Origin of the sequence: Abyssisolibacter fermentans (assembly GCF_001559865.1) — a bacterium.
Lineage (GTDB): Bacteria > Bacillota > Clostridia > Tissierellales > MCWD3 > Abyssisolibacter > Abyssisolibacter fermentans.
In genome coordinates this window covers 120,489-132,860 of the sequence record NZ_LOHE01000068.1, presented here as the reverse complement: position 1 = coordinate 132,860, position 12,372 = coordinate 120,489, and the positions used below count along the sequence as shown (strand labels likewise).

The window sequence follows — 12,372 nt, the reverse complement described above, 5'->3', positions numbered from 1 at the left end:
TCTACCTCCTATAAATAACTTTCTCTCTTAATATTGTATACTCGACAATTCCCTGAAGCGTTTCGCCAATAAAAGGCGTATTTTTCCCCTTAGAAACTAAACTTTCCTCTGTTATTAATTGAGTTTTTTCCATATCAACTAAAGTTATACTTGCTTCTCTTCCAATTTTAATTAAACCATCATCTAACCCTAATATTTTTCTCGGATTAATGCACATCAATTCTATTATTTGGTATATATCTATTTTGTTATTCATCAATTTAGTAATCGTAAGTGGTAACGCAAGTTCTATTCCTGAAATTCCAAAAGGAGCATCATATAGATTTTTTGCTTTTTCTTCTTTAGAATGTGGAGCATGATCAGTAGCTATTGCATCAATAGTACCATCTTGTAATCCTTTTATTATTTCTTGTACATCTTCAATAGTTCTAAGAGGTGGATTTACTTTTGCAATAGATTTTTTCTCTAACACCATACTTTCATCAGCATAAAAATGATGTGGTGCAGCTTCACATGTTACCTTTATCCCTTTTTTCTTTGCATCTCTAATAATCTGAACTGATTCTTTAGTACTAACATGACACATGTGAATAGGTGTATTTAATTTTTCAGCAAGCATAACATCTCTATTTATCATTTCATACTCAGCTTTAGGTGATATACCTCTAACATCCAATTTTTTTGATACAATGCCTTCATTTATACAGCCATTATTGACAAATCTTTTGTCTTCACTATGTATCAATACTGGAAAATTAATTTGTTTTGATAAAGCTAAGGATTTTTCCATAACCTTCTCGTCCATAACAGGCTGCCCATCATCTGATAAAGCATATGCTCCTGCTTTTTTTAGACTTTCAAACTTACTTAAACACTCACCTTTTTGATCTATCGTTACTGCTACCGCTGGAAAAATATCTACAATACTATCTTTTGTAATAATATCATTTAACTTTTGTAATATCTCAACATTATCTATTACAGGTTTTGTATTTGGCATAGTAAGTACACCAGTAAAACCGCCTTTTGCAGCTGCTAATGAACCTGTCTTTATTGTTTCTTTATATTCATAACCAGGTTCTCTAAAATGTACATGCATATCAAATAGCCCTGGTAGAATATGTAAGCCTTTAGCATCTATTAATTGCTCATTATCTCTTTTCTCTATATTGCCTATTTCTGTAACAATACCATTTTCAATTCTTATATCTTTTCTCTCAAATATTTTCTCTTCCATATTCACAAATATACCGTCTTTAATAAAAGTATTCATAAACCCACTCCTTCACATCAAAAAAAGGATAACCATAGTTGCAAACAACTATATATTATCCTTTTTATTTAAATAAACTATTCTATTTTCAATCATCTCAACATAATTAGACATAATAAAACCTCCTCTATTTTTTTAAGGAGGGAGAATTCATCTCCCTTTTCCAGCCTCACAGGACTGAATTAAAAGGTACATTTATTTCATAAAGTAAAAATTATATTTCATTTATTATTACTGTATCAATTTCATCTGTTTCAACAAATTTAACACTTACAATTTCTTTTTTTGATGTTGGAACATTTTTACCTATGTAATCAGGTCTTATAGGCAACTCTCTATGCCCTCTATCAATCAAGACTGCTAATTGAACTTTATTAGGTCTACCATTGTCTACAATAGCATCTAAAGCAGCTCTTACAGTTCTTCCTGTATATAAAACATCATCAACTAATACTACAACTTTATCAGTAATATCAAAATCAAATTTGCCTACTGCTACTACAGGTTTATCATCTATTTCTGATAAATCATCTCTATATAAAGTTATATCTAGTGTCAATACTTGAACTTCCTGCCCCTCTATACTTTTAATCTTTTTAGCTATTCTTTGAGCAAAAGGAATTCCTCTAGTTTTTATACCAATAAGTATAACATCATTTATACCTTTATTATTTTCAATTATTTCATGAGATATTCTAGTTGTAGCTCTTTGAATCGCCTTCTCATCCATAATAACTGTTTTTGTTTTCAAAACTACACCCCCAAAGAACTTTAACATATAATTAACCCTACAAAATAGGGTCAAAACAATTTGCCCTTATCAACATCTCGTGTTGATTTAAAGGATTTATCAATTTACATAATGATAGCATAATATTCTTGCTTTGTCTAGATATTATTTTTCCTCAATACTGATAAAACATGTTTAAAGCTATCTGTTAACTCAGAATCAAACTCCATATATTTTTTTGTTCTAGGATGAATAAAGCCAATAACTTTGGCATGAAGTAATTGTCCTTCTAAATTAAATTTTGGCTTTTTTATGCCATACACAGGGTCTCCTACTATCGGGTATTTTATATATGCCATATGCACCCTTATTTGATGCGTTCTACCCGTTTCAAGCTGTGCCTGAACTAGAGTATGATTTTTAAATCTCTCTAATACTGTAATATGAGTAACTGCTCTTTTTGAATTTTTCTCTACTACAGCCATTTTCATTCTATCTACAGGATGTCTTCCTATTGGTAAATCTATATTTATCTTCTCTTTAGTAATCTTACCATTGACTAAAGCATAATATTTTCTAGTTATAGTATGATCTTTTAGCTGTATTGATAATTCATTATGAGCAAAGTCATTTTTGGCAATCATCAAAAGCCCAGATGTATCTTTATCTATCCTATGTACTATACCAGGTCTGATAACACCATTAATAGTAGACAAATCACTTAAATGGTAAAGCAGTGCATTCACAAGTGTGCCTGAATAATGTCCACATGCAGGATGTACAACCATTCCTTGAGGTTTGTATACTACTGCAACATCTTCATCTTCGTATACTATATCTATATCAATATTTTCAGGTACTATCTCTAATTCTTTTGGTTCAGGCATTTCAATTTCAACTATATCATTGGTACTTACTGAGTATTTAGGTTTTTTAAATTTATCATTTACTTTCACATTTCTTTCTTTTATAAGCTTTTGCACAAAAGACCTTGATGCTCCATCTATTTTACTAGATAAAAAACTATCAAGTCTACCAGTATCATCTTCAGAAACAACTATTTTAATTTTATCCATCTAATCACTCTTTCATCATATACTTATTAGTTAAAACTAAATAAGCTAATAATATCGTACCAACAACAATAAAACTATCAGCTATGTTGAATACTGGAAAATCATATAATATACCAAATTTTACATCTATAAAATCTATTACATAACTTAATCTAACTCTATCTATTAGATTTCCTATTGCTCCAGCAATAATCATTGTTAATGAAAATTTTGTCCAAAAATTTACATTATATCTTTTAATAAAGTAGATAATAAATGATAGTACTACAACAGTTATTATAATAAAAAATATCTTTTTATTTTGAAGTATACCAAAAGCAGCTCCGTAATTTTCAACATAGTTTAGCTGTAAGAAATCTCCTATCAATTGTATTGTTTTGCCACCACTTAATAAATTAACAAAATATTGCTTAGAAACTTGGTCAATTATGACTATCAATATACAATATATATATAACACTTATTTTCTCCCCTTTTAGTAAAGTCTACAAATTAAATTGTATAATAAAGTATTTTATCTGTAAAGTAAATTTATTTTTTCTACTAAATTCGATTAATTTTATTAATTAAAATATAAGACACTATCTTTGATAAAAATAGTGCCTAAAATAAATTCTAAATTTTATCTTCATCTATAATTTTATGTGTACCTTCTAATGCCCCTGAGTTGAACTCATCAAAAACTCCTTGATTATCACCTGTTTGAGCTAAATCAAGATTCATTTTATTGAATTTTAAAACATCTTGATGTATATCTTCACCATCTACTCCTACTTTTTCAGTTATAATACTGCGCATCCTTGAAAATGGAAATCCCAATACTCCTTCCTCAACAGGTCTAAAATTCTTTTCTTTTATATCTTCTTTATCCATACAATGCTTACAAGTATCTACATAGGGCAGTACATCTAGTCTTTCATTTTCAATCTCTTTTCCGCATTTACTGCAAAGACCATACGTTCCTTCATCTATATTTTTTAATGCATTATCAATATCCTGCAAAATATTTATTTCATTTGTCTTTAAATTCATACTTTGCTGCATCATAAACGTTTCTGTACCCATATCGGCTGGATGATTGTCATAGGAAGATAGCTCACTGTTAAATTCTTTAAGTGATCCACCTAGATCATTTATATTGATTTCATTTATAGTACTTAACAGTCTATTTTTTTCTCTTAATAACAATTCCTTATACTTATCTAATTGTATTTTGTCCATTAGTAACCTCCTAGGTTCTCTTGCACAATTTTAACAATATCAGAAATAAAACCACCTATTACAGGAAGATTCCACGTTATCATTTTATTTAAAATATAAAGAGCCAATGCTCCAAGCAAAGTAAAACCAATTGCCATACCAAAGCCTCTTACTAATCCACCTAGAAAATTTATGTATAGCAATCTCTTTCGATTGTTCATAATATCTACATATTCAGAAATTTTTGACTTTTCAAGCTGCTTTGATATTTTATCCAGTTTTTCATTTATATTCATCTTGAAATCTTCATTCATAATCTTCCCCTCTCAATGTATTTTCCCCATATAAAAACTAATTATGAATTTTTAATTCGTTTTTACTTAGAAAATAAACCAAGAAGAGTTAATTACTAATATCTTATACAATCATTGATTTTCTTTATTTCATCAACAAGTTTTTTAGTTTGATTAAAATCTAATGATTGAAAACCATCTGAAACAGCCTCATCTGGATTTTTATGCATTTCAACTATTAAACCATCTGCTAATACAGCTGCTGTTTTTGACATTGGTATTACTAGTTCTCTTCTTCCTGTCCCATGACTAGGATCAACAATAACTGGTAATCTACTTAATTCTTTAGCTACAGCTACAGCGGTTAAATCTAAAGTATTTCTTGTATAATCTTCAAATGTTCTTATACCTCTCTCACATAGAATTATATTGTCATTACCCTCCAAAGCTATATATTCCGCTGCCATTAACCATTCACTAATAGTAGCATTCATACCTCTTTTTAAAAGAACTGGTTTATCTGAAGCTCCTATTTCCTTAAGAAGGCTAAAATTTTGCATGTTTCTTGATCCAATTTGATAGATATCTACATAATCATGTGCTGTTTCAACATCTCTTGGGTCAATAATTTCAGACACAATTTTTAATTTATATTTATCTCCAGCTTCTCTCAAATATTTCAAACCTTCAAAACCTAGTCCTTGAAAAGAATATGGAGAAGTTCTAGGTTTGAAAGCTCCACCTCTCATGATTTTAATATTCAATTTATTTAAAAACTCTGCAACTTCTAAAATTTGATCTTTACTTTCAACTGAACATGGTCCAGCTATTAAACTAATATTATTTCTATCTATTTTTAAACCATCACCTAAATCAATACTTTTTAAGTTATGTTCATCATACTTTATTAGCTTTAGCTCCATTAAAAATCCTCCCAAAAAAATATCCTTATTTATATTTTATCCTTAAATTAAAAATAAATTATGCTTGATTACTTCGTGAATTTTGTTTCTTCTTATGATATTTATATTTTGTTAATAATCAGAATTAACAGTACAAAAAAACAAATACACTGTTCATTATACGCTGAACAATGCATTTATTCAATGAAAAAACTTTTGTTTTTTATTAAATATTCAATTTTATTACTTAAACCTTGTTAATTCGTTATTCATATCATTTATATTATAATAGCTATCTGTTGCTTCCAATTGCGATGTAAGCAATGATTTAAATTTAGCTTTAAACATGAGTGCTTCTTTTCGGATATCATCATATTGTCTTTGCATATCTACTACTTCGTTGTTAGCATCAGCAATAATCTTTCTAGCTTTTTCTTTAGCTTCATTTATAATATGTTCATACTTATGCTTAGCATTTATATTTACATCTTCAGCAGTTTTTTGAGCAACTACCAAAGTATTTTGTAGGGTTTCTTCAATAGTTTCATATTGACTTAAACGTTTATTCATATTCTCTATTTTTTCTTTTAAATCAATATTTTCATTACAAATTTTTTCATAATCACTTATAATTTCGTCTAAAAAACTTTCAACTTCAGATACTTTATACCCTCTAAATCCTACAGAAAACTCCTTCTTTTGAATATCCAATGGTGTTAACATAAATCTTCCCTCCGCTACAGATATTTTTTTATTTTTAGTCTTATTCTTCCTTTTTTGGTTGTACCAAGTATTTCTTCGATTAAAACCCTTCCTTTAGACCTTAAAGATAATAAATCTCCATTTTCAATATTTCGTGATGGTTGTAATATGGGTTGCCAATTCACTTTGGTATAACCATTTCTAATATATCGAACGCTATCAGCTCTAGATATATTAAAAGAAGAACTAACAACATTATCTAATCTTAAGGATGTGATATTAATTGTTGAAACCAAAAAATCATCATTTTCTTTAATTATTATATCGTTTCCGTTTACATATTCTGCTATAACTGTAGTGTTTTTTATTTTCTTCATATTATATTGTACGTAATCATAGACATCCTTATGTAAAAATACATAAATAAGTCTATCCAGTATAAATATATCCCCAACTTTTTCTCTTTTTAAACCTAAAGACAACAAAGACCCTAGACAATCTCTATGACTAATATTTTCAAAATCTCCCTTCATCACGAATTTAATTGGATATGCATACTTATCTATTGAACTTTTTTCAATATAAGAAGGATGAATTATTATCATCTTTCTTTCAGTATTATCATATCCACCATCTTCATAATAAGCTATTTCTGGAAATCTATTCAAAATTGAAAAACTTAGTCTTCTTTGATAAGGGTCTAAAAAATCTGTGCTTTCAACTACTCGATTAGTTATTACTCTATCTATTTTGTCAATAATTTTTCTCATAGTTATTATTTGATCTTTATCATTTATATGATTTAAATAATCTGATTTATTCTTTAATTTTCCCATTTTATTAATAAAGCATCCTTATGATTAAATTCTCTATAATTTCTAAAAACAAAAAAGCTAATAACGGTGAAAAATCAAACATACCTGTATTTATGTTAAACTTATAAATTAATTTCCTAAATGGTTCTAAAATTGGTTCTGTAATTTGATATAAAAAACTCATTATTGGATGTTGTCTATCTCTAAACAAAATTCCTGCAAAAATCCTTGCTATTATTAAATATTTTATTACCTCTATAAAAATATCTACAGCTCTTATTATCAATATTCTACTACCACTCAAATTTTTTCACCTCTAAATTATTTCAACCAAGGAAACATATTCTTGTCTTTTAATTCTTTTTCAATATTCCCATCTATATCAACATTGTTAGGTGCTAATATAAATATATCCTTTGTAACTTTTTGTATACTTCCTTCTAATGCATATAAAGCACCATTTAAAAAGTCAAAAATACTTCTTTTTAAGTCATCTTCAATTTCTAGCAAATTCACAACAACTGGTTTTCTGGATTTTAAATCTTTTACAATATTAGTGGAATCTTCAAGTTTATTAGGCTTGTGTATAACAAGTTTGATGTTTTTACTTGTATGTATGTTAACAACCTTGTTGTTTTTATTCATCTTACTTGTATTTGATACCTCTTGCTCCTGTAATTCGACAAAATCGTCTTCATATTCTTCTTCATAGTCATCTAATCCTATTAAATATTTAACCTTGTTTAACAAATTACCTTCACTTGACATATTTAAACCTCCTCATTATTTTTATAATTTCTTGCTCCAAATAGCGCTGTTCCTATTCTAACCATATTGGATCCTTCTTCAATTGCAATTTCATAATCATTAGTCATTCCCATTGAAAGATATTTCATTTCAACATTTTCATAATTAATCTCTTTTAGTTCATCTGACAATTTTTTTAGTCCTCTAAATACATACCTGACTTCTTCTGAATTAGGTTTATAAGGTGCCATGGTCATAAGTCCTTTAATTTTAATTCTGTCATATTTTTGTATATCTTCTAAAAATGCTTTCACATTATCAGGTTCTAATCCAGATTTACTTTCTTCGCCTGAAACATTAACTTGTACTAACGCATTAACATAAATATTTTTTTCTAAAGCTTTTTTTTGAAGTTCTTCTGCTAAAGATAATCTATCAAGAGAATGTATAAGACAAACCTTATCAATAATGTACTTTACCTTATTTGTCTGCAAATGACCTATCATATGCCAATTTAAATTTTCCTTGTCCAATACTTCGTACTTTCTTTTGATTTCTTGAGGTTTATTTTCTCCTAAATTAGTAAGTTTTAAATTAATTGCTTCCTCTATTACATCCACATCAACAGTTTTAGTTACTGCTATTAATTGTATATCTTCTAAATTCCTACCTGTTTTTTTTGCAGCCCTTTCTATATTTGAAATTACTTCTGCTAAATTTTCTGCTAAATTCATCTTACTGCCCCCTATTGTATTATCTCAAAATCTTTTACCTTTTCTGGGTTTAAGATTATTTCATCATACATTTTTATTGTTTTTACATTTTTTGTTTCATTAGTTTTCTTATCTATTATTTCAATATATCTGTCTTTAACTACCGCAAATTCATCATTTTGATATATGATTTCAATAGGCATAAATCTGACAATGTTATTTATATTACTTACATAAACACCCTTCAAATCATCTTTTTGAATAATAGTACTTATAGGTATCTTTAATCCTTCATTACTTGTTTTTATTATTTCTATTTTCATATGTCGATTTTGATAAAATTCATAATAATAATTATCAAATTGAAAAATTAGCAATGCTTCATCATCTTGCTCTTTTATCTTATAAACATAAGATTTTAAAATTAATTTATTATCCAACCTAATATTAATATTCTTGCCTTCAATTATGCCATTAATACTTGATTTATTAACTTTACAAGCAATATACCATTTATTATTATTAGAAATTTTAAACATAGCTTGCCCAGCTTTTATAGTTGTTATTTCATTATTATCAATTATTTCACTTTGCTCGATATCAAATTTGTCAATTGCCATATTCATAACATTATCTAAAGTATAAACCTCTTCTAATCCATCTAATTTATAACTGATTAAGCCTACATTTTGTGAATAATAATTTCTGGTAGTATTTTGCATCTGATTAATAATATTTTCTTTCTCTTTTATTAACTGGCTTAATGTCACTTCTGTATACGCATCATTACCACTAATTTTGCTATGCTTATCAATACCGTTTATTAATTGGTTCTTTAATAATTTTGCTTTGTTAAAATCTTTATTCAATAAGCTATCTTGTAAGTCATTTATCATATAGTTTAAAAGTTTTTCACTTTTATCCAAATCACCTTTTAAAATTCCTTTTTTTATACTATTAGATTGAAGCTTTTGTATTTGAGTATTAATATCATTCAATTTGTTTTGTAATTCCTCTTCATTCGTGGAATAAATTCTTGCTAATGTAACACCTTTTTTTATTCGCTCTCCTTCATCTTTATAATACTTAATCGTTCCAGTTTGTTTTGCCTTGTATACTACACTACTATCAATTAATACAGCGTCACACTCTACAACATCTTCTAATACATCAACTTTTGCAACATACTTCTTAGAACCAAAACCATAAAAAGTAGAGAATATGACAAAGAATAAATACAACAATAAAGCACTACAAAATATAATTTTTATAAATTTTCTTCTTTGTCTTTTTCTTTTATATATATCTAAGTCCATATCTATCTCCAGTTTAAACTTCTCTTTAATCCATGCTCTTAAAGTCTTAATTATATATTTCTTCAAAAACATTTAATTTCCTTTTCATTTTATTAATTAATTGTAATTTTCATTACATATAGGCTTATACTACTAGTTAAAAAAACTTACCATATCTGCTTACTACTTTAATTTGCTTAATAATACCAATGGAAAATTTTCTTACTTCATCATTATGTGTTACTATTAATAACTGATTTTCTTTTTTTATTGCTCCTATTATAACACCTGATATCGTATTTTTATTTTTCAATATCACTTTAACTTCGTCGCCTGTTTTCAATCTGTTACCATCTAATAAAAATTCTTTTATATCTGCCTCATTAATATGTTTTTGAGTAACAGATTTTTTATCTAACAAAATAATATTCTTTCTTAAATATAGTTTTTCTTTTATTACAACTAAAATATAACCACAAATACTAACTAACAATAACATAAATAAAAAATTAATTAGAAAAGTATAATTCATGCACACACAACCTCACAGTAAAATATTTATTATAAGCTAATTTTATTATAAATTTATAAAAAATACTTGTCAATGTAGTTTTTAGGAATATACTTTATTAGTAATAATTTAAATTAACTGACACAACATGTTTTGTTGTTCACTACAGTAATAATGTATTTTTTATATAGTATAAAAACTTCTCTTTAGTAAATTCTTCATAACTTATAATACTATATTTTTAATCTTATCACAAACTAAAAAACTGACAAATAGCCAGTTTTTTAGTTTTATTAAAGGATCTATATTATAAATAACATGGTGTGAATAGTTAATCTGGATAGAAATGAGTGGAAATTTTTTATAGCCTTTATATTATTACGCAGATTAATCCTCCACCACCATCATTTATTACTCTTTGTAATGCTCTTTGCAATTTAGATCGAGTTTCAAGAGGAAGCGTGTTGACTTTTATTTGAAGTTGTTCTTGGACTAAATCATGCAGAGATTTACCTAACATATTAGATTCCCAAATCTTATTTGGATTATTTTCAAATTCTTCTAATAAAGATTTGACTAAATCTTCGCTTTGTCTTTCAGTTCCTATTATAGGTGAAACCTCTGTTGCTATATCTGCTCTTATTAAATGTAAAGAAGGTGCATTTGCTTTTAGTTTAACTCCATACCTCTTTCCTTCTTTAAAAATTTCAGGTTCTAATAATTCTAATTCATCAAAAGCTGGAGGTACAAGACCATAACCAAATTCTTTAACATCATTTAAAGCTTTTTCTATTCTATCAAATTCTTTTTTAGTTTTTGAAAGTTTACTAATTAAACTCAAAAGCTGATGTTCTCCATCAATTCTTATGCCTGAATACTCTTCAATTGCCTTATAAAAAAGCTGATTATCTACCTTAATTCTTATATCAACATTTCCATAACCTAAATTGACTTCTTCAATTATTGTATCCTCAGAAACATCTAAATTCGTTAATTCGTTTTTTAATTTTGCAATTTCACTTAATCTATGTAGACTACCTATAGATTCTCTAAGTGTATTTATTATACTTTGCTTTATCCAATGATTATTTGACAAACCATCAACCCATCCTGGTAAATTAATATTTATTTGTTTAATTGGAAACTCATATAACAATTTTTCAAAAATATCGTTTATATCGCTTAATGACATATTCAAACAATCTATGTTAATAACAGGTACATTATATTTTTGTTCTAAACTTTCTCTTAAAGCTAATGTACTATCTAGCATTGGATGTTTAGAATTAAGTAAAACAACAAAAGGTTTTTCTAATGCCTTTAATTCATTTATAACTCTTTCCTCTGATTGAATATAATTATGCCTTTCAATATCTGTTATAGAACCATCTGTAGTAACTACTAAGCCTATTGTAGAATGATCTGTTATAACCTTTTTTGTACCGATTTCTGCTGCTTCTTCAAAAGGAATTTCTTTTTCGTACCATGGAGTAGTAACCATTCTAGGCATTTGTCCTTCAATATGTCCTAATGCTCCATTAACTAAATACCCCACACAATCAACCATTCTAATTTTAAATTTTAGGTTTTCCTTTATAGTCAACTCAACCGCTTCACTTGGTACAAATTTAGGCTCAGTAGTCATAATAGTTTTCCCAGCACCACTCTGAGGTATAGAATCTATAGCTCTAGTTTTTCTATGTGTATTTTTTATATTTGGAAGTACAAGTAAATCCATAAATCTTTTTATAAATGTAGATTTGCCTGTTCGAACCGGACCTACTACTCCCATGTAGATATCTCCCTGTGTACGATCAGCAATATCTTTGTAGATATCGAACCTATCCAAAATTATTCCCTCCTTTATTGTTTATAAAGCTATTTAAGCATTTACTTTCAAACAAAAATATATAGCTATTAAAAATATATGACATGCTAACATTGAAAATTACTTTTTTTAGAGTAAATTCTAATGTTTTTTTGAATATTATATGAAACACAGTTTATTCATGATAATTTAAACATAGAATATATTTATTAAACTATATATACTACTTCTATGCTTTAATATGTTGCTTTTTTTTAATTAAAATAGTAAATTATAATTAATGACTA

15 protein-coding genes are annotated in these 12,372 nt (G+C 27.2%); all 15 read right to left on the bottom strand.

The genetic code is table 11. The features are described 5' to 3' along the window. Position 1 precedes the first annotated feature (1 nt). The 15 genes from AYC61_RS12585 to spoIVA all read right to left on the bottom strand — a co-directional run bounded on the left by AYC61_RS12585 (position 2) and on the right by spoIVA (position 12,106). A complete protein-coding gene (locus tag AYC61_RS12585; RefSeq protein WP_066502878.1) occupies positions 2-1,273 on the bottom strand; it encodes a dihydroorotase in 1,272 nt (423 codons plus the stop codon). A gap of 214 nt (positions 1,274-1,487) precedes the next feature. After that, positions 1,488-2,024 (bottom strand): bifunctional pyr operon transcriptional regulator/uracil phosphoribosyltransferase PyrR, encoded by a 537-nt coding sequence (pyrR, locus tag AYC61_RS12580; protein ID WP_156456454.1) that lies wholly within the window; start codon positions 2,022-2,024, stop codon positions 1,488-1,490. A gap of 137 nt (positions 2,025-2,161) precedes the next feature. Beyond that, positions 2,162-3,079, bottom strand: coding sequence for an RluA family pseudouridine synthase (locus tag AYC61_RS12575; protein WP_066502875.1), 918 nt, complete (start codon positions 3,077-3,079; stop codon positions 2,162-2,164). A 4-nt stretch (positions 3,080-3,083) separates the two neighbouring features. Continuing rightward, positions 3,084-3,539 (bottom strand): signal peptidase II, encoded by a 456-nt coding sequence (lspA, locus tag AYC61_RS12570; RefSeq protein WP_066502872.1) that lies wholly within the window; start codon positions 3,537-3,539, stop codon positions 3,084-3,086. Between the two features lie 155 nt (positions 3,540-3,694). Beyond that, entirely contained in the window at positions 3,695-4,300 is a 606-nt protein-coding gene (locus AYC61_RS12565; protein WP_066502870.1) for a TraR/DksA C4-type zinc finger protein, read from the bottom strand. Next, positions 4,300-4,593, bottom strand: coding sequence for a DUF5665 domain-containing protein (locus AYC61_RS12560; protein WP_066502868.1), 294 nt, complete (start codon positions 4,591-4,593; stop codon positions 4,300-4,302). Before AYC61_RS12560 ends, AYC61_RS12565 begins: the two co-directional genes overlap by 1 nt. Before the next feature lie 95 nt (positions 4,594-4,688). After that, the gene (gene aroF / locus AYC61_RS12555) at positions 4,689-5,495 is read right to left on the bottom strand and encodes a 3-deoxy-7-phosphoheptulonate synthase (RefSeq protein WP_066502866.1); all 807 of its coding nucleotides are present in this window, start codon (positions 5,493-5,495) and stop codon (positions 4,689-4,691) included. A 222-nt stretch (positions 5,496-5,717) separates the two neighbouring features. Next, entirely contained in the window at positions 5,718-6,197 is a 480-nt protein-coding gene (locus AYC61_RS12550) for a DivIVA domain-containing protein (protein ID WP_066502864.1), read from the bottom strand. A 14-nt stretch (positions 6,198-6,211) separates the two neighbouring features. Continuing rightward, the gene (locus tag AYC61_RS12545) at positions 6,212-7,012 is read right to left on the bottom strand and encodes a YlmH family RNA-binding protein (protein ID WP_066502860.1); all 801 of its coding nucleotides are present in this window, start codon (positions 7,010-7,012) and stop codon (positions 6,212-6,214) included. A gap of 4 nt (positions 7,013-7,016) precedes the next feature. Next, positions 7,017-7,295 carry a YggT family protein gene (locus tag AYC61_RS12540; protein WP_066502858.1) on the bottom strand — a complete coding sequence of 93 codons (279 nt, stop codon included), beginning with the start codon at positions 7,293-7,295 and terminating at the stop codon, positions 7,017-7,019. Between the two features lie 17 nt (positions 7,296-7,312). After that, complete coding sequence (locus tag AYC61_RS12535; protein WP_066502857.1) at positions 7,313-7,759, bottom strand: cell division protein SepF; 447 nt, start codon at positions 7,757-7,759, stop codon at positions 7,313-7,315. A gap of 2 nt (positions 7,760-7,761) precedes the next feature. Further along, positions 7,762-8,472 (bottom strand): YggS family pyridoxal phosphate-dependent enzyme, encoded by a 711-nt coding sequence (locus AYC61_RS12530; protein WP_066502846.1) that lies wholly within the window; start codon positions 8,470-8,472, stop codon positions 7,762-7,764. An 11-nt stretch (positions 8,473-8,483) separates the two neighbouring features. Next, positions 8,484-9,833 carry a biotin/lipoyl attachment domain-containing protein gene (locus AYC61_RS12525; RefSeq protein ID WP_156456453.1) on the bottom strand — a complete coding sequence of 450 codons (1,350 nt, stop codon included), beginning with the start codon at positions 9,831-9,833 and terminating at the stop codon, positions 8,484-8,486. Between the two features lie 70 nt (positions 9,834-9,903). Next, positions 9,904-10,245: a hypothetical protein gene (locus AYC61_RS12520; RefSeq protein WP_242866791.1), complete on the bottom strand. Its 342-nt coding sequence runs from the start codon at positions 10,243-10,245 to the stop codon at positions 9,904-9,906. A gap of 382 nt (positions 10,246-10,627) precedes the next feature. Further along, positions 10,628-12,106, bottom strand: a complete 1,479-nt coding sequence (gene spoIVA / locus AYC61_RS12515) for a stage IV sporulation protein A (protein WP_066502840.1) — start codon at positions 12,104-12,106, stop codon at positions 10,628-10,630. Between the last annotated feature and the right edge of the window lie 266 nt (positions 12,107-12,372).

Bases quoted from the DNA above. Each gene is read 5' to 3' on its own strand.
- AYC61_RS12585 (WP_066502878.1), bottom strand. From the start codon at position 1,273: ATGAATACTTTTATTAAAGACGGTATATTTGTGAATATGGAAGAGAAA.
- AYC61_RS12575 (WP_066502875.1), bottom strand. From the start codon at position 3,079: ATGGATAAAATTAAAATAGTTGTTTCTGAAGATGATACTGGTAGACTT.
- AYC61_RS12565 (WP_066502870.1), bottom strand. From the start codon at position 4,300: ATGGACAAAATACAATTAGATAAGTATAAGGAATTGTTATTAAGAGAA.
- AYC61_RS12560 (WP_066502868.1), bottom strand. From the start codon at position 4,593: ATGAATGAAGATTTCAAGATGAATATAAATGAAAAACTGGATAAAATA.
- aroF (WP_066502866.1), bottom strand. From the start codon at position 5,495: ATGGAGCTAAAGCTAATAAAGTATGATGAACATAACTTAAAAAGTATT.
- AYC61_RS12550 (WP_066502864.1), bottom strand. From the start codon at position 6,197: ATGTTAACACCATTGGATATTCAAAAGAAGGAGTTTTCTGTAGGATTT.
- AYC61_RS12545 (WP_066502860.1), bottom strand. From the start codon at position 7,012: ATGGGAAAATTAAAGAATAAATCAGATTATTTAAATCATATAAATGAT.
- AYC61_RS12535 (WP_066502857.1), bottom strand. From the start codon at position 7,759: ATGTCAAGTGAAGGTAATTTGTTAAACAAGGTTAAATATTTAATAGGA.
- AYC61_RS12530 (WP_066502846.1), bottom strand. From the start codon at position 8,472: ATGAATTTAGCAGAAAATTTAGCAGAAGTAATTTCAAATATAGAAAGG.
- AYC61_RS12520 (WP_242866791.1), bottom strand. From the start codon at position 10,245: ATGTTATTGTTAGTTAGTATTTGTGGTTATATTTTAGTTGTAATAAAA.